The organism is Occallatibacter sp. (assembly GCF_035317045.1).
Lineage (GTDB): Bacteria > Acidobacteriota > Terriglobia > Terriglobales > Acidobacteriaceae > Telmatobacter.
The window spans coordinates 250141-275117 of sequence record NZ_DATHHT010000002.1; the positions used below are offsets into that span (position 1 = coordinate 250141).

General features: G+C 58.3%; 23 protein-coding genes and 1 tRNA gene. 14 read left to right on the forward strand and 10 right to left on the reverse strand.

All coding sequences use genetic code 11. The features are described 5' to 3' along the window. The first annotated feature begins 237 nt into the window (after positions 1-237). Positions 238-1245 (forward strand): YXWGXW repeat-containing protein, encoded by a 1008-nt coding sequence (locus VK574_RS01125; RefSeq protein WP_472797943.1) that lies wholly within the window; start codon positions 238-240, stop codon positions 1243-1245. A 94-nt stretch (positions 1246-1339) separates the two neighbouring features. Here VK574_RS01125 and recJ read toward each other — a convergent pair whose 3' ends face one another. Together recJ and VK574_RS01135 are read right to left on the reverse strand one after the other, a co-directional pair. Then, on the reverse strand, positions 1340-3124 hold the full coding sequence (gene recJ / locus VK574_RS01130; protein WP_472797944.1) for a single-stranded-DNA-specific exonuclease RecJ: 1785 nt from the start codon (positions 3122-3124) through the stop codon (positions 1340-1342). 5 nt (positions 3125-3129) lie between these two features. Then, positions 3130-3606: a hypothetical protein gene (locus VK574_RS01135; RefSeq protein ID WP_472797945.1), complete on the reverse strand. Its 477-nt coding sequence runs from the start codon at positions 3604-3606 to the stop codon at positions 3130-3132. A 104-nt stretch (positions 3607-3710) separates the two neighbouring features. On the opposite strand from VK574_RS01135, the gene VK574_RS01140 reads away from it, so the two are divergent. The 7 genes from VK574_RS01140 (at position 3711) to VK574_RS01170 (ending at position 8945) form a co-directional block, all read left to right on the forward strand. Then, complete coding sequence (locus VK574_RS01140; RefSeq protein WP_472797946.1) at positions 3711-4112, forward strand: (2Fe-2S) ferredoxin domain-containing protein; 402 nt, start codon at positions 3711-3713, stop codon at positions 4110-4112. 197 nt (positions 4113-4309) lie between these two features. Beyond that, positions 4310-4588 carry a DUF507 family protein gene (locus tag VK574_RS01145; protein WP_472797948.1) on the forward strand — a complete coding sequence of 93 codons (279 nt, stop codon included), beginning with the start codon at positions 4310-4312 and terminating at the stop codon, positions 4586-4588. After that, complete coding sequence (locus VK574_RS01150) at positions 4585-4860, forward strand: DUF507 family protein (protein ID WP_472797949.1); 276 nt, start codon at positions 4585-4587, stop codon at positions 4858-4860. The genes VK574_RS01145 and VK574_RS01150 overlap by 4 nt, the downstream gene beginning before the upstream one ends. Positions 4861-4949: 89 nt before the next feature. After that, a tRNA-Glu gene (locus VK574_RS01155) sits at positions 4950-5024 on the forward strand. 177 nt (positions 5025-5201) lie between these two features. Next, positions 5202-6602 carry a glucose-6-phosphate dehydrogenase gene (gene zwf / locus VK574_RS01160; protein WP_472797951.1) on the forward strand — a complete coding sequence of 467 codons (1401 nt, stop codon included), beginning with the start codon at positions 5202-5204 and terminating at the stop codon, positions 6600-6602. 193 nt (positions 6603-6795) lie between these two features. Next, on the forward strand, positions 6796-7530 hold the full coding sequence (locus VK574_RS01165; RefSeq protein ID WP_472797952.1) for a hypothetical protein: 735 nt from the start codon (positions 6796-6798) through the stop codon (positions 7528-7530). A gap of 230 nt (positions 7531-7760) precedes the next feature. Next, positions 7761-8945: a VWA domain-containing protein gene (locus tag VK574_RS01170; protein WP_472797953.1), complete on the forward strand. Its 1185-nt coding sequence runs from the start codon at positions 7761-7763 to the stop codon at positions 8943-8945. Positions 8946-8970: 25 nt separating this feature from the next. Here the strand turns inward: VK574_RS01170 and VK574_RS01175 are convergent, their stop codons facing one another. Next, positions 8971-9831: a transglutaminase-like domain-containing protein gene (locus tag VK574_RS01175; RefSeq protein WP_472797954.1), complete on the reverse strand. Its 861-nt coding sequence runs from the start codon at positions 9829-9831 to the stop codon at positions 8971-8973. A gap of 130 nt (positions 9832-9961) precedes the next feature. Between VK574_RS01175 and VK574_RS01180 the strand changes: the two genes are divergently transcribed. Continuing rightward, complete coding sequence (locus VK574_RS01180) at positions 9962-10951, forward strand: energy transducer TonB (protein ID WP_472797955.1); 990 nt, start codon at positions 9962-9964, stop codon at positions 10949-10951. A 203-nt stretch (positions 10952-11154) separates the two neighbouring features. On the opposite strand, the gene ppdK is transcribed toward VK574_RS01180, so the two are convergent. Then, on the reverse strand, positions 11155-13890 hold the full coding sequence (gene ppdK, locus VK574_RS01185) for a pyruvate, phosphate dikinase (RefSeq protein WP_472797956.1): 2736 nt from the start codon (positions 13888-13890) through the stop codon (positions 11155-11157). Positions 13891-14561: 671 nt separating this feature from the next. On the opposite strand from ppdK, the gene VK574_RS01190 reads away from it, so the two are divergent. Continuing rightward, positions 14562-15017, forward strand: a complete 456-nt coding sequence (locus VK574_RS01190; RefSeq protein ID WP_472797957.1) for a hypothetical protein — start codon at positions 14562-14564, stop codon at positions 15015-15017. Next, positions 15014-15694: a hypothetical protein gene (locus tag VK574_RS01195; protein ID WP_472797958.1), complete on the forward strand. Its 681-nt coding sequence runs from the start codon at positions 15014-15016 to the stop codon at positions 15692-15694. The genes VK574_RS01190 and VK574_RS01195 overlap by 4 nt, the downstream gene beginning before the upstream one ends. Positions 15695-16290: 596 nt before the next feature. Here the strand turns inward: VK574_RS01195 and VK574_RS01200 are convergent. Continuing rightward, entirely contained in the window at positions 16291-16650 is a 360-nt protein-coding gene (locus VK574_RS01200; protein WP_472797959.1) for an STAS domain-containing protein, read from the reverse strand. A gap of 323 nt (positions 16651-16973) precedes the next feature. Between VK574_RS01200 and queG the strand changes: the two genes are divergently transcribed. Further along, entirely contained in the window at positions 16974-18095 is a 1122-nt protein-coding gene (gene queG, locus VK574_RS01205) for a tRNA epoxyqueuosine(34) reductase QueG (RefSeq protein ID WP_472797960.1), read from the forward strand. Positions 18096-18280: 185 nt separating this feature from the next. Here queG and VK574_RS01210 read toward each other — a convergent pair whose 3' ends face one another. After that, a complete protein-coding gene (locus VK574_RS01210) occupies positions 18281-18691 on the reverse strand; it encodes a VOC family protein (RefSeq protein WP_472797961.1) in 411 nt (136 codons plus the stop codon). A gap of 188 nt (positions 18692-18879) precedes the next feature. Continuing rightward, on the reverse strand, positions 18880-19089 hold the full coding sequence (locus tag VK574_RS01215) for a cold-shock protein (protein ID WP_472797962.1): 210 nt from the start codon (positions 19087-19089) through the stop codon (positions 18880-18882). Between the two features lie 457 nt (positions 19090-19546). Between VK574_RS01215 and VK574_RS01220 the strand changes: the two genes are divergently transcribed. Together VK574_RS01220 and VK574_RS01225 are read left to right on the forward strand one after the other, a co-directional pair. Further along, positions 19547-20494 carry a YihY/virulence factor BrkB family protein gene (locus tag VK574_RS01220; protein ID WP_472797964.1) on the forward strand — a complete coding sequence of 316 codons (948 nt, stop codon included), beginning with the start codon at positions 19547-19549 and terminating at the stop codon, positions 20492-20494. Positions 20495-20624: 130 nt separating this feature from the next. Next, entirely contained in the window at positions 20625-22256 is a 1632-nt protein-coding gene (locus tag VK574_RS01225; protein ID WP_472797965.1) for a tetratricopeptide repeat protein, read from the forward strand. A 14-nt stretch (positions 22257-22270) separates the two neighbouring features. Here the strand turns inward: VK574_RS01225 and VK574_RS01230 are convergent, their stop codons facing one another. The 3 genes from VK574_RS01230 to VK574_RS01240 all read right to left on the reverse strand — a co-directional run bounded on the left by VK574_RS01230 (position 22271) and on the right by VK574_RS01240 (position 24968). Next, positions 22271-23620, reverse strand: coding sequence for a YncE family protein (locus VK574_RS01230; protein ID WP_472797966.1), 1350 nt, complete (start codon positions 23618-23620; stop codon positions 22271-22273). After that, positions 23601-24677 (reverse strand): 3-deoxy-7-phosphoheptulonate synthase, encoded by a 1077-nt coding sequence (aroF, locus tag VK574_RS01235; RefSeq protein ID WP_472797967.1) that lies wholly within the window; start codon positions 24675-24677, stop codon positions 23601-23603. Before aroF ends, VK574_RS01230 begins: the two co-directional genes overlap by 20 nt. A 141-nt stretch (positions 24678-24818) precedes the next feature. Then, a complete protein-coding gene (locus tag VK574_RS01240) occupies positions 24819-24968 on the reverse strand; it encodes a hypothetical protein (protein WP_472797969.1) in 150 nt (49 codons plus the stop codon). Between the last annotated feature and the right edge of the window lie 9 nt (positions 24969-24977).

The following is a 24977-nucleotide window of genomic DNA, read 5'->3' on the forward strand; positions in this document are numbered from 1 at the left end:
CTAAGTTGTGTGCCCTCTGCAACCTGCTTGGAACTGCGTCACTAAAGTTTCCAAACGGGTTGCAACTTTCCATGGCGCCCAGGGTTCACTCATGCGTAGTCTGAATACGCGGCAAGAGGTGTACCTGATGGACCCATCGGAGGGTAACTAAAAGCTGCGTTAGATCAACATTCCCCCTTGCGCGCCGATGGATGGACGCTGCTCGTAAGCGGGTTAAAGACTTTCCAGGAGGTTCCCATGAATTTACTTCGCAAATCACGCTGGATATTTCTGGCGCTTCTGCTCTCTCTTGTTCCCGCATCTTCTTTCGCGGGTGTTTTAATCAGCGTCGGTTTCGCGCCACCGGTGTTGCCGGTCTATGTGCAGCCCGAATGCCCGCAACCCGGGTGGATGTGGACGCCAGGCTATTGGGCCTACGGTGATGAAGGCTACTACTGGGTTCCCGGCGCATGGGTACCCGCGCCATATGAAGGCGCGCTGTGGACACCTCCCTATTGGGGATGGTCCAGCGGAATCTATGTATTCCATTCCGGTTACTGGGGACGCCACGTTGGCTACTATGGCGGCGTGAATTACGGCTTCGGGTACATGGGCATCGGCTTTGCAGGCGGCGAGTGGCATGGTCACGACTTCCGGTACAACACAGCCGTTGTGCGCGTCAACAACGTGCACGTCCGCAACGTCTATGTGGATAGAACGGTTGTGGAGCGCAACACGATTGTGAACGACCGCCACGTAGCCTACAGCGGCGGACCCGGCGGCATCCGGCACGACGCTTCCTCCGACGAGCGGAACGCGATGCGCGAACAGCACATGGCAGCGACCTCGGCGCAGCAACAGCATATGCAGGCCGCGCGTTCAGATCGCAGTTTCTATGCGAAAAACAATGGCGGGCATCCGCAGACCATGGCAGCTGATCGGCCGATGGGCTACAGCAACAATCATGGCGCGCCGAGCAACATGAGGCCGCAGCAACCTTCATTCAACAACAACCACGGCAACGTGCAAAGCGGAGGCCAGAACCGGCCTCAGTACCAGAACCAGCCATCGCGGCAGCCGCAGTATCAGCAGCAGCCGCATGGGAATCAGCCACAATATCAGCAACAGCAGCATGGGAATCAGCCCCAGGCACACGGGAACGATCAACAGCCACGGAATGAGTCTCGTCCTGCTCCGCAGCATGAGCAATCGAGGCCGCAATCTCAACATGAAGAAAAGGCCCCGAAGGAGCACAAGGACCACTGATCCACGCACCCTTCAAGCGGCAGTCACGAAGACCCACGGATTCCCGTGGGTCTTCGTATGTGTGAAGAGAGAATTACGGAAGACAGAGCTTGATTCAGTCGCCGACAGGCCGGAGTCCGGCGATTTCAATCTCGAGACCGCCGAAGTCGGGGTGAAGATTTTCGCGGATGCGATAAGCGACATCGATGCGCGAGCCCTGCGCAAGCGCGAGCTCCACGGATCGTGTGGCCATGTCCCAGCCGACTGCGCGCATGGCAGCAGCGCCCTCGTCTTGCGCGAGTTCGAGGCGGAGATGACGCTCTTTCATAACGCGCGGTGTGGAGATCACGCGGGCATTGCGCGCGACGAAGATCGGTTCTGGATTGCCGTGCCCCAGCGGTTCGAGCTTGCGCAGCCAGCCGGCGAGGACGGCGGTGATCTGGTGCAGCGGAAGCTCGGCGTGAATGTTGAGAGCGCGTTCCGGCTCGCGCGCGGCAAGGCGCTCAGCGGCGCAGTCGGCGAGACGGCGCTTGAGCTCGGGCAACGACGCGGCTGGCAGTGCAAACCCGACTGCGAATGCGTGTCCACCAAACCGCGTGAAGAGATCGGCGCAGGTTTCAATCGCTTCGAGCAATTGAAAGCCATCGACAGATCGGCCCGAGCCGTGCGCCACACCGTCTTCCACGCTGATGACGAGGGCGGGTTTGGCGGTGCGTTCAACGACGCGCGAGGCGAGGATGCCGATAACGCCGCGGTGCCAGCCGTCGCCGTCCATGACAACGAGGCGTGCGTCTGCGAGCTCTGCTTCTGTGGCCAGGCGGGCTTCAATCGCCGCAAGTGCGCGGGCTTCCGTTTCGCGGCGGTCGCGGTTGAGGCGTTCGAGCTTGTTGGCGAGTTCGCAGGCCCGGGCGGCGTCGCGGGTGCAGAAGAGCTCGATGATTTCAGAAGCCACGTCCATGCGGCCTGCGGCGTTGATGCGGGGCGCGAGACGGAAGGCGACATCGAAGCTGGTGATCGGCTTGTTAGCGGGATCGAGCTGGGCGGCGGCGAAGAGCGCGCATAATCCAGCGCCAACGGGCCGGCGGAGTTCGCGCAGCCCCAGCGCAGCGATGACGCGATTCTCGCCGCGCAGTGGAACCGCATCGGCAATCGTGGCGATGGCGGCCATCTTGAGAAAACTGGGGAGCAGCCTGGTCCGCGCCCGGTCGGCATCGTGGCGTTCCAGCAGTGCCTGCGCCAGCTTGAGCGCAATGGCCGCGCCACAAAGCGATTTCTCGGGATATCCGCAGCAGTGCTGGTTGGGGTTGAGGATTGCAAGAGCGATCGGAACCGCATCATCGACGCGCGCAAGATGATGATCGGTGATGATGAGGTCGAGCCCGAGGCGCTGCGCAGTCTCAGCTTCGGCAAAAGCCCGCATGCCCGTATCGACGGTGATGACGAGGCGCACGCCGTCGGCGTATGCAGCTTCAAGTACGGCAGACTGCAGCCCGTAGCCCTCGCGCAGCCGGTGCGGAACATGAAAGCGCACCTCGCCGCCAAGCATCTCGATCGTGGTCTTCAGCAGTACCACGGCAGTGGTGCCGTCGACGTCGTAGTCCCCGTAAAGCAGGATGGGTTCTTTGTGGGCGATGGCTGCTTCGACCCGTTCCACCGCGGCCTGCATGCCCAGCATCAACAGAGGATCGTGCAGTTGAGCCAGTTCAGGATTGAGAAATGCGAAGGCTTCGACGGGCGTACCGATGCCGCGCGCGATGAGGAGTTCGGCGAGGACCACGGGAATGCGCGCCGACTTTGCGAGGGCTTCGGCCTCTTGAGGATGCGGCTCGGCTAAAATCCAACGCTGGCGCGGAGTCCTGAGAACTGCGGGGCCGTTTTGAGCTGCCACGGGGGCGCTCACCGCGATTACTCGTCCTCTTCGTCGTGTTCGTGATCTTCGATGATGATGTCGTTGAAGCTCTCAACATCTTCAAGCAGCGACTGGAATCGCTCGTACCATTCGGTGGTGGTCTCGTGCAGAAATACGATGCCCTGGTAGATGAAGCCGAGCTGGATGTAGCCAACCATCCCGGCGTATTTGCGCAGCCACTGCGCTTCGACGAGCTCAGAGGCTTCTTCATCCGGGAAGTTCATTTCGCCGGCCTCTTCGATCAGGTGATCGAGCTCTTCGCGCTCCAGCAGCATTTCGCTGAACGTGACGAAGGGAGCGCCGACGCGCTTGGCCATTTCGACAAAATCCTTCCACGCGTCAGGATTGCCTTCGCCTTCCCACACTATCGAGGGAACATCTTCGGTGACGTACCCGGGAAGACGGACGAGACCATGGCCCTCGATGAAGGCCACCATATCGTCTTTCAGCGACAGCAGATTGTCCGTGCTCATAGTCAAGCAATCATTCTCTCAGATGGAAGTCGGTTGAGCGGGCGCAAATGTGGAAAGTTTGCGGCGAATCCGGCCCTGTAAGCTTGAAGGAGGAGGAGCAACGTTTGCCCCTGTTCGAGCGCCACGTTTTTGTCTGCCATAATACCCGTCCTGTGGACGCGCCGCGGCCTTCGTGCACCGCGGATGGAAAGAGCGAACTGCATACGCAGCTGCAGCAACTGACGAAGGCTGCGGGCCTGGGAAGCAGCGTGCGCATCAACAAATCCGGCTGCCTCGACCAGTGTGAGCACGGGCCGACGGTCGTCGTCTATCCAGAGGCGGTCTGGTACGGCCACGTGAAGCCCGAAGATGCCGCGGAAATTGTGCAGGAGCATCTGATCAACGGGCGGCCGGTGGAGCGGCTGCGGCTGGCCGATGGCTGCATCAACACCAAGGCCTGCCCGCATCGACCGATCAGTGGACAGGAAAGCAGTGAAGCAGTGAACAGTGGAGCAGTGAAGCAGTGAAGCAGTGGACTGTGAACAGTGGAAGTGAACAGTGGACAGTGAACAGTGGATAGTGAACAGTGGATAGTGGACAGTGGATAGAGGCCCAGGGTCTCATTGGCACAACCCTTTCTGCTGTGCACTGTCCTCTGTGCACTGTTCACTGGCGTCTCCGGTGTACACCTCCCGGTCTAATGCGGTATCCTGAAATTTAGCCCATGATTTTTTCTCGTGAATACATTGGGTATCTCGCCCGCCGTACGGTCAAGCACCTCATTGACGCCAAACTGATCACCACCAGCGACTTGAAGAGCACAGAGGCGCGCGTGACAGAAGGGCTGACGGAGGAGCTCGCGCTTGAGGATCGCATTAATGAAGAAGTGCGCGTCATTCTTGAGGCGTACTCCGAAGAAATGCGCAAATCGGGCGCGCAATATGCCGAGATGTTCAAGAAGGTAAAGACCGAGCTCGCCAAGAAATACAAGGCGGTGCTATGAGAATTAATCGCGACAAACTCAACAAGCTGGCCCATACCGTTGCCGATACGCTGGCGGACATCGATGCCGTAGGCTTCATGGAGGATCGCAACACCATCCGCCAGGAGGCGCGCAAGGCGCTCGAAGACCTGCTCACCGAGGAAGCCCGCATTGACGCCGCCGCACGCCAGAAGATTGCCTCGCAGCGCAAGATCATCCTCGAAGGCTCGCAGGAGTGGGAGATTCTGTACCGCAAGTATTACAACGAGGAAGTGCGAAAACTGGGCATCTAACAGCTGTTTTCGCTTCAAACGGGCTTTGGCATACCATTAATTTTTTGATAGATTAAGAAGGCGGCCCGAGAGGCTGCCCCTCCCAATGTGGCGCTATCGTCTAGGGGTTAGGACGTGAGATTCTCAATCTTAAAACACGGGTTCGATTCCCGTTAGCGCTACCAGTCAGGATCCATAGAAGCCCGCGAGTGCAGCGGGCTTTTTGCTTGCGCTAAACGTCGGGCAACACACGCGACTGGCCGATCTATTTGCAGCGCACGCGTAGTGGCATTTAGGGTCATCAGGAGGGCTGAGAACTCTTTCCTGGAGGGTCTCGGCGTCCACCTACCTGGAGCAAACTGATGACGACTTTGCATTCCGATGCATTTGTGTTTCTTGGCGCAACCGGTGATCTGGCAAATAAGCAGATTTTTCCGGCTCTGCAAGGGCTGATTCGCGATGAGGGATTCAACCTGCCGATCATCGGCGTCGCGAAGGCCGGCTGGAACCTGGATCAATTGAAGGCTCGCGCCAAAGAAAGCCTCGAACAGCACGGAGGGATCAATCAGCCGGCCTTTGAAAAGCTTCTCAGTCTTTTGCGCTATGTCGATGGTGACTATGGCGACGCAGGCACCTTTGCCCAGCTTCGCACCGAACTGGGCAATGCTGAGCGGCCCCTGCACTACCTTGCGATTCCACCAAGCCTGTTCGAATTGGTTGCGGAAGGGCTCGCTGCTTCAGGCTGTTCGAAGAATGCACGCGTCGTCGTCGAAAAGCCATTCGGTCGCGACTTGGCGTCCGCGCAGGAGTTGGGCCAAACTCTGCACAAATACTTCGCAGAGGAGAACATCTTCCGCATCGATCATTACCTCGGCAAAGAGCCCGTGCAGAACATCCTCTACACGCGTTTTGCCAACCCCATCTTTGAGCCGATCTGGAACCGCGACCATATTCGCAGCATTCAGATCACCATGGCAGAGGATTTCGGCGTACAGGATCGGGGCAAGTTCTACGACGAGGTTGGCGCGCTGCTGGATGTGGTGCAGAACCATATGATGCAGGTGGTGGCGAACCTTACCATGGATCCTCCCACCGGCGAAGACCACGATGCGGTGCGGGATCGAAAGGCCGAACTCATGCGGGCAATCCGCCCTCTCGGCCAGAATGACGTGGTGCGCGGGCAATACAAGGGCTATCGATCGGTTTCGGGTGTCGCTCCGGGATCTCTGGTGGAAACCTTCGTTGCGATCAAAGTGCAAATCGAGAGTTGGCGATGGGCGGGTGTGCCCATTTATGTTCGGGCAGGAAAAATGTTGCCTGTCACATCCACCGAAGCCCTGATCGAGTTCAAGCGTCCACCGAGGGAGACGTTTGGAGAAATCGTTCCAGCCTCATCGGCCCACATGCGCATCCGGATGAGCCCAGACATGACGATCGGTCTCGGCGTCCGCGTCAAGACGCCTGGAGAACGAATGGTGGGCCGCGATGTTGAATTGGAAATGCACCGCCGGGCCGCCGACGATATGCCGCCCTACGAGCGACTCCTGGGGGATGCGAGCAAAGGGAACAGCGAACTCTTCTCGCGGCAGGATCTCATTGAATCGCAATGGCGAATTGTCGATCCAATCATGGGCAACGTCACGCCGCTCTACCCCTATGAGCCCGGAACCTGGGGTCCGGAAGAAGCCCATCAGCTGATTGCGAATGACGGGCCCTGGGTGGATCCGAAAATCGTAGAGGACGACCCTTGCGCGAAAGCTTGAATGCATTCTCCGCAAGCCCGTTTGATTTGCTGGCCGTCCATCCGGCAACATAGGGCTCTCCGGATCGCAACATCGCGGCTAGAATGCGCGCATGAGGTTTCCCCTGCCGATCCTGAGCACGCTGCATCGCCTCGCTTCCCGTATTGTTCAACGCCGCAGACGAAAATGCGTACTTCGTGAGTTGTGTGTCCCCATGCTGCTTTTGGCGCTTGTGCATACGGCGCCGCTAACGGCACTTGCGCAGCAGGACTCATCCAAGCCAAGCGGCGGAAGCATGGCCGGCATGGAAATGAGCGGCGACATGAAGGACATGGGTCCCAGCATGGCGATGATGGCGGGGCACATGTACGTTACGCCGCTGCGACCCAGACAGCCGGGCGATGAAGAGAAGGTAAAGACACTCGTCGCTCAGGTTAAAGCCTCGATTGAGCGCTACCGGGATTATCATAAGGCGCTTGAAGACGGATACGTCATCGGGAATCCGAAAGTGGATGAGCCACAATTTCATTTCGTCAAGGAATCCAACGTGCTTGAATCCGAGCACCACTTCGATCCCACCAAGCCAGCAGCGCTGCTCTATTTCCAGACGCCGACGCAGCGCTACAGGCTGGAGGGTGTCATGTTCACGGTGCCTCCCACCGCGAGCGAGGATGAGCTGAACGAGCGCATTCCGCTGAGCGTGGTGCGCTGGCACAAGCACGTTAACTTCTGCGCGGCCCCGGCCGACAAGGTAAAGGAATACCTGGGCAAGCATCCGAAGTTTGGCATGTTCGGGTCAATCAAAACTGCTGAGGCGTGCAAGGCTGAGAGGGGCACGTTTTATCCAACCATGTTCACGTGGATGGTTCATGTGTTTCCCTTCGAGAACGATCTGAAGGATGTGTTCTCGATGAACGATGATGTTCCCCACTTTGGGTCGAACCAGTAGTTCGGAGCTTCCGGGCGAAACCGGCTGGCGGTTGTGCTGCAATACCGGACCGATTAGGCTTGCTGGTATGAACTGGCAGCGCGCGCCTCTCCTGGCTGGGATCACGCCTGGCTCTTGTGTTTTGACCTCCTCCCCTGGATTCGTGTTCACAGAGCCTGGCAGTCAACACTCGGCGGTCTGCGGCGTCTAACTCATTGAAAGTGTGCTTTGAATCCCCCATGAAGCGAAACATGATGAGAAATCAGATACTTCTCCGAGTCGCCGTATCCGTTCTTGCGCTGGGAAGCGCGCCGGCGGCACTGCTGGCCCAGCAAGCCAACAACTCCAAGCCAGCCCAACCTGCGCCGGACGACAAGCCGGTTGCAACGCTTAAAGTGCAGGCCCGCGAAGTGCTGCTGCCGGTCACGGTTCGCGATAAGAAGGGCGCCTTCGTGGGCACCCTGGACAAAGGCGACTTCACCCTGACCGAGGATGGGCGGCCGCAAACCATCAAGAGCTTCTCGCACGAAACCAACCTGCCCTACAAGCTTGGCCTGCTGGTCGATACCAGCCGCAGTGTTTCGGGCGCGCTCGAAAACGAGCGCAAGGCGGGAGGCGACTTCGTGGACACAATGTTGCCGGCCGAGCCGCGCGCCAAGGATCCGGATCAAGCATTTCTCATCCACTTCGATCGCCAGGTTGAACTGCTTGAGGACTTCACCCCGTCCCGCGACAAGTTGCACCACGAACTCGACGATATGAGCGCCACTCGCCAGACGCGCGATGACTCACAGGGCCCGGAGACGACGGGCGACGATCGCGAGCGACCATCGCGCGCGCGCGGCGGAACCCAGCTCTACGACGCAATCTTTCTTGCATCCGACGACCTGATGAGGCACCAGGATGGCCGGAAGGCGTTGGTGGTCTTCTCTGACGGCGTGGATCGCGGCAGCAAGGACACGATGAACGATGCCATCGACGCAGCCGATCGCTCGAACGTTGTGGTTTACACCATCTACTTCAAGGGCGAAGAAGAGCGGAATTCCAATGGAGGGTTTCCAGGCGGCGGCCGGCGCGGCGGGATGGGCTATCCCGGCGGCGGCGGATACCCCGGTGGAGGCGGCTATCCCGGCGGTGGCGGACAGCGACGCGGCGGTGGGGAGAAGCCCGCGGTTGACGGTAAAAAGATCATGGCGCAGATTGCCGAGCGAACTGGCGGTCACGCCTACGAGGCCAAGAAGCGCGACGATCTTGAAGCCATCTACAAGCTGATTGCCGAAGAGCTGCGCAGTCAGTACCTGCTGACCTACACGCCCGATATCGTCGATAACCAGGGCGGTTTCCACAAGGTCGTACTGAAGGCGACCAAGGGCGACCTGCAGGTGGCTACACGCGAAGGCTATTATGCTCCCGGCGGCGGGGACGATTCGAAGTAGAGGAAGGGCCGCTTCGGCGGCCTCTTCAGCTTGCTGCGGATTCGATTGCCGGTTCGGCGAGCAGGGGTGCGTCGAGCACGGCTTCGGTCACTTCATCAGAGACAACCGTGAAGTGACGCAGATCGGCTTGGCCGAACGATGTAGTCATCGCCACATCGGATGCATCGCGGCCAACGGCCATCAACACCCGGCCGATACGCGGTGTAGCGTGCCTCGCGTCAAAGGTCCACCAGCGGTCTTCGAGATAAACCTCAAACCATGCGCTGAAATCCATGGGGCCAGAGACAGGCCAGGCGATGTCGCCAAGGTAGCCGGTCGCATAGCGTGCGGGAATATTCATGGCACGGCAGAAGGTGATGGCGAGGTGCTGAAAGTCGCGGCAGACCCCGATGCGCTCGGTGTAGACGTCGAGGGCCGACTTGGTGGGCCGCGCATGGGGATAGCTGAACGTGACTTTGCCATGCACCCAGTCGCAGATTGCCTGCACGCGGGACCAGCCGGGTGTGATGTGGCCAAAGAGTTCGTAGGCGATGTTGGAAAAGCGGTCCACTTCGCAGTAACGGCTGTTGAGCAGGTAGCAGAGAAACTCGCTGGGCACATCGCCGACGGGAACTTCGCGGGCGTGGGGGTTCGCTTCGTCGGGCTGGCCGGAGTCCCGGATGAGTGTGGAATTGTGGAGGCGGAGCAGCCCGGCCGGGGGGACGAAGCGCGTGCAACGATTGCCAAAGGCGTCGACGTACTCGGCGGCGTCCATCTGCGGTTCGATGTGGAGGTCGTCCGGCTCGAGAAGGTCTTTATCGCGGGAGGGATGAACGTGGAGCAGCGCCACTATTGCGGCGGGGGCGGGAAGATCGAATTGTATGTCGTATCCTAAGCGAATCAGCATGTCAGTTGAGTTTGATGCAGATTCCCAAAATTTGCCGGAAATAGTTGCAAAACGCAGAAATGGCGGCCGCCGAAGCGGATATCTTCTTTCCCCTCGCTTCAGAATGGTGCCTCTGCTATAAAGACCCGGTATGCAGAAGCTGCTTGCGCTTTGCTCTGCAGTGATTGTTGCCGGGTCCTGCATCGCTCAAGAACGCAAACATCCGGAGAAATTTCCGACCGAAGTAGTGATCGCCAGGGACAGTTTCATTGACGTCGGTCCGCCGTTCAACTACTACGATTTAACTTTTCTGCGTTCGCAAGGAGACAGCACGGACGTTGAGCGAGTTAGCCTCACGCCGCCATCCGACGCCTGTTATCCGCGTGCGGAGATCGAGGTCGCGCATATCAAACTCAAGGAGCCTCTGTCCGATCTCCTCCAAAACATCAATCCCTGCACGATTCCCGAGAAACCGCTCAAGGCTGAATTGAAGCGCCGAAAAAAAGGCCTGGTCTTCAGCGGAATGAATGTCTCAATTCAAGTCCAATGCAGCACAAGATCGCGCGTAATCCACGCAGATATTCTTGATCGGGATATATTTGGCGAGCACGGAAAGACGCCGCAATACACTTCCTGGTCGCGAACCCTTTTTGAGAAGCTCGACCAGGCCACCGGTCAGAAACCATGGGAGAAACCCGTTTTTCCCGTTCCTGACTCGGCCCCGCCGGTTCCCCCGACATCGCAATCAGCGGTGCTGCAAGCCATTGCGAATGGAAAGTACGACGAGGTTTTTGGAGACGTTTCCGACCGCCCGTCTGTACTCTATCGCCTCGCTCAGAACGTGCCACGGCAGCCCTTCATCGAGCTGACGAAGAGCGATCCGGTTCGCCCCAGCATTTTCGTGGATCCCATCTATCCGCCGATTGCTAAGGCGGCGCGGGTCCACGGGATCGTCGATTTCCATTTAGCGGTCGGGAGTGACGGAGTTCCAAAGGATGTGGCGATTGACTCTGGCCCGAAGATGCTGTGGCAGGCAACATCCGATGCAATCGCAAAATGGAAGTTCTCCAACGACGACTCCGGAAAAGTAATTCAAGGGTCTATTCGATTCGGATTGAACTGCGCGCCGGATGCGAAATAGATGCGTGTCCCCCTCGTCAGCAACAGACGGCATGCTTGAATTCTCAAAAGCAGATCCTTCGCTCACCACCCCCAAACTGAAATGCGTTTGGGGCCCCGTTCTCTCAAGATGACACCTAGTGGTTGGAGCGATCTGGTTCGAGGGCGCAAAATGAAGGGCGCCCGCCGAAGCGGACGCCCTTTTGTCACTGGCCTATACGACCGTTACTTGTTGGTGTGGGACGTTCCCGTCTTTTCTTCTACCGCTGCCTGGGCGGCCGCGAGGCGTGCCGTGAGCAGGCGGAAGGGCGAGCAGGAGACGTAGTTCAGGCCGATCTTGTGGCAGAACTTGACGGACTCAGGGTCGCCGCCGTGCTCGCCGCAGATACCGACTTTGAGGTTGTTGCGCGTGTTGCGTCCTTTTGCAGTCGCCATCTTCACAAGTTGACCGACGCCGGCCTGGTCGAGCGTGGCGAACGGATCGTGTTTGAAGATGCCGGCCTTGAGGTACGCAGGCAGGAAGTTGTTGATGTCGTCGCGCGAGATGCCGTAGGTGGTCTGCGTCAGGTCGTTGGTGCCGAACGAGAAGAACTCGGCTTCTTCGGCGATCTGATCGGCAGTCAGCGCTGCACGCGGCAGCTCGATCATGGTTCCCACCATGTAGTCGACCTTGGTTTTCTTCTCAGTGAAAACCTCTTCGGCGACGCGGCGTACGATCGTTGCCTGGTGACGCATCTCCTCGATGGAGCCGATGAGCGGAATCATGATCTCGACGTGCGGATCGCCGCCCTTGGACTTGACCGCGACCGCGGCTTCGAGAATCGCGCGAGCCTGCATTTCGGTGATCTCGGGGAACGTGATGCCGAGGCGGCAGCCACGCAATCCGAGCATCGGATTCATCTCATGCAACTCTTCCACGCGCGCCAACAGCGGACGAAGTTCCTTCAGCTTGGGCGAGCGGGGCTTGGTGTCTTCGAGGTGCTGGATTTCGACGAGCAGGTCTTCCCGCTTGGGCAGGAATTCGTGCAGCGGCGGATCGAGCAGGCGGATGGTGACGGGCAGCGCTTCCATGGCCTTGAAGAGACCGACGAAGTCGGCGCGCTGCATGGGCAACAGCTTCTTCAGCGCGTCGCGGCGGTCCTTCTCGTTGTTGGCGAGGATCATGGTGCGCATGTGCTGAATGCGGTCTTCTGCAAAGAACATGTGCTCGGTGCGGCAGAGACCAATTCCTTCAGCGCCGAACAGGCGAGCCTGCTTGGCATCACGAGGGATGTCGGCGTTGGCGCGGATGTTGAGGCGGCGAAGCGGGTCGACCCAGCTCATGAACTTCACGAGGTCTTGATCGTCGGGCTGCGCGGCGAGTGTTTTCAGCTGGCCTGCGATTACGCGACCGGTAGTGCCGTCCAGCGAAATCCAGTCGCCCGCCTTGTAGGTATGGCCCTTGACGCGGAGTTCCTTGGCGTTTTCGTCGACGACGCAATCGCCGGCGCCGGCCACGCAGCACTTGCCCATGCCGCGGGTAACGACAGCAGCGTGGGACGTCATGCCGCCGCGCGAGGTGAGAATGCCCGATGCAACTTCCATGCCGGCGATGTCTTCCGGTGTGGTCTCGCCGCGGACGAGGATGATCGACTTATAGTCGCCCTTCTGGTGGTGCTTCACGGCATCTTCCGCAGTGAAGACTATCTGTCCGACAGCCGCGCCGGGTGATGCCGGCAGGCCGGTGGCGAGCACTTCAATCTTCTCGCCCTTTTCGATGAGCCGCGGAACCAGGAAGTCATACAGCTGGTTCGGCTCGACGCGGAAGATGGCTTCTTCCTGCGTGATGAGGCCTTCGCGCACCATATCGATGGCCACGCGAACGGCAGCGAGGCCGGTGCGTTTGCCATTGCGGGTCTGCAGCATATAGAGCTTGCCATCCTGGATGGTGAACTCGAAGTCCTGCATATCGCGATAGTGCTTTTCCATCTTCCAGGTGATGGCCTTGAGATGGTCGTAAACCTTGGGCATGGCGCGTTCGAGTTCGCTGATCGAAAGCGGAGTGCGTACGCCCGAGACAACGTCTTCGCCCTGCGCGTTCATCAGGTATTCGCCGAAGAAGACCTTCTCGCCAGTGGCGGGATTGCGGGTGAAGCCGACGCCCGTGCCGGAGTTCTCGCCGAGGTTGCCGAAAACCATGGCCTGCACGTTGACCGCTGTACCCAGCCAGTCGTCGATGTGGTTGATGCGGCGATAGGTCTTGGCGCGTTCGTTCTGCCAGCTCCTGAAAACGGCGTCACGCGCGGCAGAGAGCTGTTCGAGCGGCTTCTGCGGGAAGTCCTTGCCGGTTTCCTTTTTCACCAGTTTCTTGTACTCGGCGATGATGTCCTGCAGCGCCTTGGGTTGAAGCTCGTAATCGAACTTGACCTTTTCGCGCAGCTTGATAGCGTCGAAGATGTGCTCGAACTTCTTCTTCGGCACATCGAGAACCACGTCGCCGAACATCTGGATGAGGCGGCGATAGGAATCATATGCAAAGCGCGGATTGCCGCTGCGCTTGGCCAGCGCTTCGACGGCCTTGTCATTCAGGCCGAGGTTCAGAATTGTGTCCATCATGCCGGGCATCGAGAACTTTGCGCCGGAGCGGACTGAAACCAGCAGAGGATTCTCGCCGATGCCGAGTTCCTGGCCCTGCAGCTTTTCAAGCCGCGCCAGTGCCTCGTGCATTTCGACATCGATCTGCGGGCTCACCTTGCCGCGCATGTATTCGCGGCAGGCTTCTGTCTGAATCGTGAATCCGGGAGGGACGGGCAATCCGGCGTTGGTCATTTCGGCCAGGCCTGCGCCCTTGCCGCCGAGGATGTCCTTCATGCGGCCGTTGCCGTCCGCCTTGCCGTCACCGAAGAAGTACACATACTGAGTTGTCGTTGAAGTCGAGCCTGCCGGTACGGCAAGCTGCTGATCCACTACGCCCTGCGCCATGGAATAAAGCCTCCGATATAAATTTGCACCGTGAATATCCGCAGCGGCGAGCCCGTACTGGAGGGCAGAACGCGTGCTTGGCTCAGTTGCTTTTTAAAAGCGTTTGGGAAACCAAGTGCGAGCGGTCATCCGGCACAGGACTGTGCCTTTTGGCTATTCCTTCGTCGCAAGTACAAATATCGCGGCAAGTATACACTTGCCTGTGCCAGTGGTCACAGACCCTCAACATACGCCGAGACTTACGCGGATATTTGGCCGGGATTTTTTGGCGGAGGTGGTAGACGTGGGTTGGGAAAGGGGATGCGGGATAGACCCCGGAAATCGAATCTCGAAGCGTTTTCGCCGACAGACCCGGATTGCGGATCACAGACCACATTACGGGATTCCGGTCGCGTGTCCCCAGATCTGATTAACCAAACTCTGGGTACCCCAAGTCTCGATTTTGAGACAAAGCCTTCTTCTTATCGAGGGGCACCCGGCGTGGGCTCACCGCCGCCCGCCTGAATTGATTCAGATCAAGCCACATTTCTGGTGTGGCCGCGATCACTTTCAAGTCAAGGCAAATCGTGTAATTGTGTTCCCGGTCAACTCAGACAAACCCGGGAGAGCATCATGAGACCGTATGTATCCGCATTTATGGTGCTGGCATGTGTTCACTAGCTGGGCCAGCAATGTCACAACAAGCCCATCAAAACCCACAATCTCCAGTTATCGACGGATCAGTTCATCCGGAACTGATCCCAGATCTCACAGCATATCGTCTTTGGTTCGTATCCGTGTCTCGCGGGCCTATTTCGACTGACGCCGAAATGAAGCATCAGGCCGCCCAACTGAACAGGGCATTGCTAGGAGCTCAAGATCAGAAGATTGTCATCGGTATCCTTGCGACTTTCAAGACTCAATATCTGAGCTTAATCGCCTCTTACAATGCAGAAGCAACGGCTGCTTGGGCAAAAGGGGGAAGCCCCAACGCTGCGGATTTCATGCTGCAACGGGACCAGATTGTGCAGTCCACCTACGATGCGTTGAAAGCCAATCTGAGTGCAAGCGGGTGGGCTCTTCTTGATGCTCATCTCAATGCAGAAAAGCACTTCATGAGACTCAGCCAAAGGGAGGACGGACAATGAAGAACCTCATCTGGCTTTGCATTTGTATCGGGTTGCTGACCGCATCGCGAACGAGTGCGTCGGCTCAGGGCTGTTTCACTTTCAGCAACAACTACGGCACGTACAACAGCATCGACAGCGACGGCGATAATATCTACACCTCTGTGACGGTTGACGGAAGCGGATCGATGACCATCACAGGCGGACAGGGATGTTCTGGCATCAATTACAGCAATGCTCAGCACATTCCCCAAGCACTGAATATCATCGTTGCTCCTGGTGGTTCTTACGTGGGCGGTCAGCAGTCAGGACCGGGCGAATGTCCTAACTGCTACCTTTCCACCACGAATTACCAAAGCATGGCGGCATCCAGCAGCGGGAACTACACATTCAATTGGAATGGGGCGGTGTATTGCACTATGGGAGGAGGTGTTTTCGGTTCTGGAGGGTCCAGCTTGTTGGCGATCCATCATACAGCCTATAAATTTGACCACATGATAGGTACGTCTGACGGTGCTTACTACCAACAATGCCCTAATGGAAATGCCGCCGCGCTCTGCGGCGAGGGGGTTATATATGCTCATTCGGCTCAGGCCTGTGCATTTCCCTGGATGATCGATAGACGTCTTTCAGAGAATGGAAAATGTACAGAGATAGGCAAAGCCTATTTGTCCGGCTCGTCCGTTAATTGCGACTAGGAGTCACCATGACCCGATTGCTTATTCGTTGTCTGCTGTTCAACTTAGCCTGCATCGTGGCCAGTGGGATGCTACTGCGCTTCTACCCGAAGACCAATGGCTTCACGGTCGGTACCCATTATCTTGAAGGAGGCGTCTTCCTGGGAACCACTCTTCTGTGCTTGGTGGATAGCATGATCGGGGTATATCTGGCCTGGTCCATGTTTCATCAACACTGAGACTGATACGGTCCTTGGTTTGTTGATGAAGACATCTTGGGACCAGAAGGACTTCACGTGAAACAGAAGGAAAGTGGCGGGCGGCCGGGTGCCCCATGTCTCGCTTGTGAGACATATAGGGGACCTCGAACCTCGGTCTTCTGTTTTCTGTTTTCGTCCAACATCCCGAAGAACACGACGACGCCCTGGAGATCCCGGGATGAGGCAGAGCCGGATTTGTTTCCTAGGCCGGGCACTTGAACTTCTTTGACTTGACTTTTTCCCTTGAGCGCCGACTTTCTGTGCCTTAAACAAGAGACGGAATCGCGAGAGTCGAAGTGATGTTATTTTTACGTGTAGAAACCGCGGAATTAGACCCGCGAGATGGACCGCGCTGGTTTACGCGGCCGGCATCTCGTAGCAGTTTTCGCCCTGCGGGCAAGGGATTGCCCTCTGTGCATCTTGCGAGATGAGAATGCGATCGAGCCCGACCAGTTCAAGAATTTCACCAACACGATGTGATGCATTGATGATCGTGAATTCGTGTCCAGACATGCGTGCCTCTCCGTAGAGAGAGATGAGTACGGCGATGCCTGCGGCGTCGATGCGCTCAATGTGGCGCATGTCGAAGGTGACGGATTGCGCGCGCACGATCGGCTGCAACTCCTTCACCAGCCGTTGTTCCTCACCACGTACCAGTTCGTGAAGATTGCCCTCGATGATGATCGTACTGTCCATAACTTGATAATTGCTTGTCATAAAAACCTCCTTTGAAACGCCTATCCGCGGCGTCCGCAGGAAAAGCCGATGGAAACGGGGGATCGGCTTCTCGTCCTCTTACTCTGCACCTGGGCCGCCAAAGTGATTGCCGAAGCAAAACCACTGAAACGGCTATAGTTACGAGCGATGATTCCAAGATGCCCTACGCTCAAAACTGTTCGAAATCCCTGTTCCACGTCCACATTCGAACAGTCTCATCTGAGTACCCGGCAAATGATCATTGCCTGCCGGGGTAATGCTGATTGTCATTACGCACTGGGGTTGTAGAGAAGTTCCCTATATTTGATGAGACGGGTGCATGCTTGGATTCCGGATCGACATATCTCGACAGAGATACAGCGCAGGAACTGGCTAAGGCTTGTGGATTCACGGTGGCTGGGCTGGTGGCTCTACCGCATAGTGAGGAGTCTCGCGATGCGAACCGCTTCGCAGAGTGGATTGCCGCGGGGCACGCGGGCAGTATGCGTTATCTTTCGCGCGCAACGGAGAAGGGTGAGTTGGTGCGTGCGCGTGTGCATACGCCATTCGGGTGGGCTCGCTCGGCCATTGTGTGTTTTGCGTCTTACCATTCCGACGCGCCGCTTTCAACTGAATCGCAAGACCCGCAGAGCGGATGGATCGCGCGCTATGCGTGGAGCAGTCGCATTGATGCACATGGCGAGCGGCGGCCCAGTGATTATCACAAGGTGCTGCTGAAGCGACTGAAGACTCTCGATGCAAAATTGCGCGAACAGTTCGGCGGGTTTGAGTCGCGCGCATACGTCGACACGGGACCAGTGGTGGAACGCTCAATGGCAACTGCTGCCGGACTGGGATGGACTGGCAAGAACACCTGCCTCATTCATCCAAAGCTGGGGTCGTTTGGATTTCTGGCGGTGCTGCTGACCTCGCTCGATGTCAAGACAGAAGAAAAAACAGCGGGACTCGTTCGCGATCATTGCGGGACGTGTACGCGTTGTCTCGAAGCTTGTCCCACGGGTGCCTTGATTGCGCCGTACAAGATGGATGCTACAAGGTGCATCGCGTATCTCACCATCGAGCACAAGGGAACCATCGCGCCGGACATGATGGCGGGCATGGGGCGGCAGGTCTTCGGCTGCGACATCTGCCAGGATGTGTGCCCGTGGAATCGCAAGGCGCCGATCAGCGCAGACCCGGAGCTGGAACCGCGCGACGAACTCGTCAATCCTTCGTTGGAGTGGTTGAGCTCACTGGACGAGAAGCAATTCGAGCGAGTCTTCAACGGCTCACCGGTGCGCCGCGCAGGTTTCATTGGGATGCGTCGCAACACCGCCATCGCCATGGGCAACAGCGGTGAACAGAGTTATGTGTCGCGACTGAAGGAATGGATGGAATCAACCGACGAGGGGCTGCGCGGTGCGGCACGTTGGGCACTGAGCAAGTTGACTGACGAAATGTTCTGACGCGGATACACTTTGTGTGGTGTGAGTGAAATTCACAATAGAGCTGAGAAAAGCTGCAAAAGCAAATCCTTCGCTCACCACCCCCAAACTCCGCCCCAAAAAGCACAAATCACTTTTTGGGGACCCCGAGAAGTGCGTTTGGGGCCCCGTTCTCTCAGGATGACACGGCAACCGGGAGGGGATTTCTAGGATCCTGGAGAGCCCGAGGCAAGCGGTCGCCCGAAACATAGAACGTAGCCGTTATTGTCCTTGATCTCGAAGGCTCTTAATCCGTCGCTCGTATTCGCAAGTGCGCTATGCATGGGAACATCTTTCGCAACAAACTCCGCATAGAGCCCATCAGGATCGTCGGTGTAGATGTAAACGTCCCAGCGCGACCACGGGTGGCGTGAGGAATTCGGCTGTGGATGCACGTCAGGCGCAATTGCCTTGAACATCAGCATGATCTTGTCGCGCCCGACGAAGGCCCAGTAGTCCTCGACTTCTCCGTCGCCGCCGCCTTTATAGGGCACGTTGAAGCCAAGCTTCGATTGATAGAAGTCGAGGGTAGCCGTCAAATCGTCGACAATGAAAAATGGGGTGGCGCTAATCAGCATGGCCGTCAGCTCTCAGCATAGCCCAGGGTATCTGCGAATGGCAGCGGGAAATCGCAGGCGCACGATTGCGCGCCGCCGCACTATGGGCGCTTCGCACGCTGGTTGTTGAGTTGACCCCCGGATCGGAAAACCGCAAAGGCAACCGGCAATTCAAAGCGACCTCACCATCGAGGCCGCGAAAAACAGTCCTACCCGAGCACGCGGCTGACGTTGGCTGCGCTCAGTCCTTTGGGCCCCTGCTGGCACTCAAATTCGACCGAGTCACCCTCGTTCAGCGTCTTGTAGCCGTTCTCCTGGATAGCGGAGAAGTGTACGAAAACATCCTCGCCGCTCGACCGTTGAATAAACCCGTACCCCTTGGCGCCGTTGAACCACTTCACTACACCCTGTTCCTTCATGTACCTTCTCCTTCTTCTGTGGTGAGCACATTGGGGAAAAACCTTCGCTCGCCGCTCTCCTGTCTTGTGGACTCCGCAGGACGCGGTAGGTCGGATTTACCTCAACCCGGAAACGGCGCGAGCCGCCCACGCGTCCAAAACGGTCGCGCTGAGGCAGCTCGAAATCGATCCAGAATTGGGGTTGTGCTTCCGAACACCAAAACTTCCAATGCTATGGCCTTCCTGAACTTGCAACGGCGTGCTCCCGGCGCGCCGTGCTCCTTTTATGGCAGGAACTTAGGGCAAAAGCAAGGAGAAAATTTACTTTCGTACCCAAGGTAACCAGTCGCTTTTCTTCCATTGTGGAAGAATGAAAACACGCCTTTTTACATGTCATGAATGGCTTTCCCTTTGCTTAGTGAGGGGGAGCACACAGGGAAAAGAGTGGACTTCTGTACCCTGACTCAAGGAGATCACGGTGGAGCATATCTCAAATCCCGGTACGAGCATGGAACAGGCACCGCCGGCCGCCCGGGGTTTTGATCAAACGCAGCCGGCAGCAACCTCAAAGTGGTTCTTGTGGCGCAAGAGCGGCATGGCAGTTGCGGATTATCTGCTCGACGCCGAAGTACATACCTACGCCTTCAGCGTTGCGGCCAATGCGATTATCTCGTTCATTCCATTAGTTGTGCTGCTGTATACCCTGGCGATCTCGGTGTTCCGCTCGCAGGAGATGGTTGGCGTGGTGAACAAGATCGTGGAGCAGTTCCTGCCCACTACCGCCAGGCAGGGAAGTCAGGACTATCTGACCTACTGGCTGCTGAAGGACGTCATCGCCATGCCCGCCCGGCACGGAGTGCAGGCACTCTCTCTGCTCATGATCCTGATCTCGTGCACAGGAATCTTTCTGCCGCTCGAAGTGGCGCTCAACCAGGCTTGGGGCGTGGCCAAGAGCCGCAACTATCTCCTGAATCAGCTGGTGGCATTCGGGCTCGCGATCCTCATGGTGATTCTGGCTCTTGGCAGCGTCCTGCTGAGCACCTGGCAACGGCAGCTGCTTGGATTGATCTTCTTCCATCACACCGACAACTTTGTCTTTGAAGGCATCAGCTACCTGTGGCTCGCGGCGACAACCGGAGTTGCATCGATCCTTTTCTTCTTCGCGATCTACTGGCTCCTGCCCAACCGGCGCATTCCAGCACGACGCGTGGTTCGGACGGCCATGATAACCGGCGCGGTCTGGCTGGTCGCGAAGGAGGGGTTTGTGGCGGTTCTGCCGCATCTCGATCTGAAGGCGTTGTATGGACCGTTCTATGTAACGGTCGGTCTGCTGTTCTGGGCTTACATCTCGGGGCTTATCTTGTTTGCCGGGGCACAATTCAGCGCTATTCCTTCGGTTGAGAAGACGGCGGAACCCCGGGCGTAACTCGGCGACAAGGGCTGCGACACGAATCCATGCGTCGCCCAGCCCTCTTTTCAGACTCAAGAACCTGTTCCAGTTCCCATCCCACGAGTTGTATCCTGAGACCCCAAACTGCTAAGTGACGGAGGTCTTTATGAAGATGTGTGCGGCGTTCGTCGTGATGCTGACAGCGTGCATCGCAGTCGCGCAGCAGCCGGAAACTGCAAAGCCGGCGTTCCTCATGGATGGCCTCGGCAACCTGCACCATCCGGTTTCGACGAAGAACGCCGAGGCGCAAAAGTTCTTCGACCAGGGGTTGCGGCTTGTCTATGCCTTTAACCATGACGAGGCCGCGCGATCGTTTCGCAAGGCGGCTGAGCTCGATCCGCAGCTTGCCATGGCGTGGTGGGGCGTGGCGCTCGCCGTTGGTCCGAACTATAACCTGCCCGTCGATCCCGAGCACGAGAAGATTGCAGCTGAAGCGGTTGCCAGGGCGAATTCGCTCGTCGGCAATGCGATGCCTGTCGAGCGGGACTATATCGCGGCGATTGCTGCTCGATTCTCGAGCGACCCCAAGCCCGATTACCACCAGCTCGACGTCAACTATTCCAAGGCCATGGCGGCGCTGGCACATGATTATCCCGATGACCTTGATGCAGCAACCCTCTATGCAGACAGCCTGATGAATCTGCGCCCGTGGAAGCTCTGGAATGCCGATGGCACTCCCGCTGAAGGTACAAATGAAATTGTCGCGACGCTCGAGGGCGTCCTGCGACGCGACCCGAACCACATCGGGGCGATGCACCTCTACATCCATGCGGTCGAAGCCTCGTCCAATCCCGAGCGTGCGCTGCCTTATGCGAATCGCATTGCGGCATTGGCTCCGGCCGCGGGACATCTCGTGCACATGCCAGCACACATCTACGAGCGTACCGGCAACTTCGACGGGGCCCGCGCGCAGAACCAAGCCGCAGCGAAAGCCGATGAAGCGTATGCCGCATCGACTGGTCAGCAGGGCATGTACATGATGATGTACTACTCGCACAATCTGCACTTCGGGGCGGTTGCGGCGAGCATGCAGGGACGATGCCAGGACGCGCGACGCATGGCCAGCCAACTGGCCGACCGCTTGCGTCCGATGGTGAAGGAAATGCCGATGGTTGAATCGTTCGTCGGCATGCAATATGCCATCGACGTGCGCTGCGGCCGCTGGGACGATCTGCTGGCCATGAGCGAGCCACAGGCGCAGACTTCCGCACTGAAGGCTTACTGGCTGTTCGGCCGAGGCATGGCGCTGGCAGCGCGCGGCAAAGTTGACGAAGCCGATGCCATGGCGAAGAAGCTCTCCGCAATCGAGAAGGCGACTTCGCGCGACGATATATTTATGCCGCCGGTGGAGAATCGCTCGTGGCAGATCTTCCACATTGCCGGAGATATTCTTGCGTCGCGGATTGCAGCTTCGCGGGGAGACAAAGCCGCCGCGATCAGCCTCCTGCGCGATGCCGTCATCAATCAGGATCAGTTGCTGTACGACGAGCCGGCCGACTGGTACTTCCCGGTGCGCGAATCGCTCGGCGGGAGGCTACTGCAATCCGGCGATGCCAAGGGGGCGGAGCAGGTTTTTCGCGATGACTTGAAACAGAATCCGCGCAATCCTCGGTCGCTCTTTGGATTGGCTGAAGCTCTGACGCAGCAGAAGCGCGACTATGACGCTTCGTGGGTGAAGCAACAGTTTGAAGCTGCATGGCAGGGCGCGGATGTGACGCTGAAAGTGGAAGATCTTTAAAGTTGATCCCGGCGCTACGAGATCTTGAATGCCTTCACCGCAATCGCATTCGGACCGCGGCCGGCGGGCAACATGGTGAACATCTTCGCATTTTTAGTGCGCACCACGGCTACGTCGCCAGAGCGCGCGTCGACCACGAACAAGAGGTGACCGGCCGAGGAGAATGCGAGCGCCGAGGGACCATCACCAACGTGGATGAAGCCAATGCGTTTGCCGTCTTCGATGGAGTAGATGGTTACTTCAGCGGAGTGCAGATTGCCGACGTAGAGCAGGGTATTGTCCGCGGAGACGACGCTGCGCACCGGGTCGGCACCCATGAGATAAGCGCCCGCCACGTCATCGGTATTGGCATAGATCTCTGAGATTGAGTTTGACAACGAATTCGCGACAAAGATCTCACCGCCATCGGGTTTGAGCGCGAGTTGCACAGGCGCGCGGCCTACATCGAGCAGGGATTCAAGCTGATCCGTTGTTGCTGGGCGTCCATCGGGCCGCGCTGCATGCGCAAGCTGGATGGCCATTACCTGGTGGCCTGAAGAGCAAGCAGCGAAGGTTTTCGAAGAGTCGGGCAGGACGACGACGTCGCTGGCGCCGGGGCAGCCCTCGATGACGGAGCGCACCTTGCGGGTGGTTGTGTCGATGATGCTGACAGAATTGCCGCCGCGATTGGCGACCACCAGAGTGTTGCCATCGGGCGAAACGCGCGCTGCGGCAGGACCTTCTCCGACGCCGATCTGCGCCAATTCGCGTCGACTTTTGAGGTCGAGGATCGAGATGCTGTTCGAGCCAGCATTGACCACGTAGGCAATGTTGCCGTCTGCGTCGACCGTCATCGCGACGGGAAGTTTGTGCACCGGGATCGTGGCCGCGACGGAGTTGTTCTCGGTATTGATCACGGCGACAGAGCCCTGGCCGTCAGGCGTGCCGGAGTTGACCACGTAGACTTCGTTGCGTGCCGGGTTGGCGGTGACGGCAATTGGGTTTTGGCCTACTGGGATTTCGCGATCGACGCGGACGTTCACGACGTCGTAAACCGAGACCGTTCCACTGCCGCCATTGGTGACATAGGCGTATTCGCGATAGTTCGAATCGTATTGGGGAAAGTCGTGCGGGCGGCAGGCGGTGAGGAGCGCGAATGGGTAGACGAATAGGAGAGCTATCCCCGGTCTCAAACGCGAGACCGGGGGGACCCGCAAACGAACAACAGAGCTATCCCCGGTCTCAAAGGCGAGACCGGGGGCACCCGGCACCCGGCTCAGGATGCCGGCCCCAAAAGCAACCGCGGATCCCTCGGCTCCCTCCGCTGCGCTTCGGTCGCTCAGGATGACAGTGCTTTGTTGGCCTTTACTTGGCTTTGGCGGCATGGGGTTCGGCTGCGGCGGTTTCGACGTGAATGCCGCGGGGCAGCCTGCGATGGACGATGGGGGCGATCTGCTCGATTTCGTCCATCATCTGCGCAAACTGGTCGGGATAGATCGACTGCGGCCCATCTGAAAGCGCCATCTCCGGCTGGTGGTGAACTTCGACCAGAATGCCGTCTGCGCCGACGGCTGCGGCTGCACGCGCCATGGGCAGCACCTTGTCGCGCTTGCCGGTACCGTGGCTCGGGTCGACAAGGATGGGCAGGTGGCTGAGCTTCTGTACGGCAGGAACGATGCTGAGGTCGAGCGTGTTGCGCGTGTGATCGGCAAAGGTGCGCACGCCGCGCTCGCACAGGATCACTTCGTAGTTGCCTTCGCTCATAATGTATTCGGCGGCCATCAAAAATTCATCAAGCGTTGCGCTCATGCCGCGCTTCAGCAGGATGGGCATGCGCAGACGTCCGGCATGCTTGAGGAGCGAGAAGTTCTGCATGTTGCGCGCGCCGATCTGGACAACGTTTGCCCATTCGGCGACTAGCTCGAGTGTCTCGTTGTCGATGGCTTCGGTGATGATGCGCAGCCCGAAACGATCGCGGATCTCGGCCATGATCTTGAGTGCTTCGACACCAAGGCCCTGGAAGGCATAGGGCGACGTGCGGGGTTTGTATGCGCCTCCGCGAAAAAACTGTGCGCCGGCGGCTGCAATCTGCTCGGCAATCGCGAATGCCTGCTCGCGGCTCTCGATGGAGCAGGGACCGGCGACAATGGCCAGGTCTCGGCCGCCAATGGTGGCATCAGTGCCAGGAAAGCGGATGATGGTGTCTTCTTCTTTGACGTCGCGGCTGGCCAGCTTATATGGCTTCGACACGCGAATGACTTCGGCAACGCCGGCCATCTCTTCGATGTTGCCGCGGTCTACTTCGCCCTGATTGCCGGTGATTCCAATTGCGGTGCGCTGCGCTCCGGGCATCGAGTGAGCGCGGTAGCCAAGGGCCTCAATATGCGCACAGACTGCCTGAATTTGTTCCGCAGTGGCCTGCGCTTTCATCACGACTAACATCAGTGGATCCTCATACCAAGTTTACGGCAAACGGCGGAAATCTGCGTTTCAACCACCCCAGCGACCACCCCACCCCGAGGGTACCCGGTTCCCGCCTGTCGCCGGGGACCCCGGAGATTCCAGCCGGGTTCGGGCGCCTCACTAGCGCGTCTGGCGCGACCTACGCTCGGCATTGCGCTTTTCGCTGCGCCACTTGAGGCCGAGAAAGGCCAGGTAGCCGAGCTGGATCACCCAGGTGACGGTGTAGGCCGCGACAACGAATTGATGATCGAGAATGTTGCGTTCGTCCATGGTTTACCT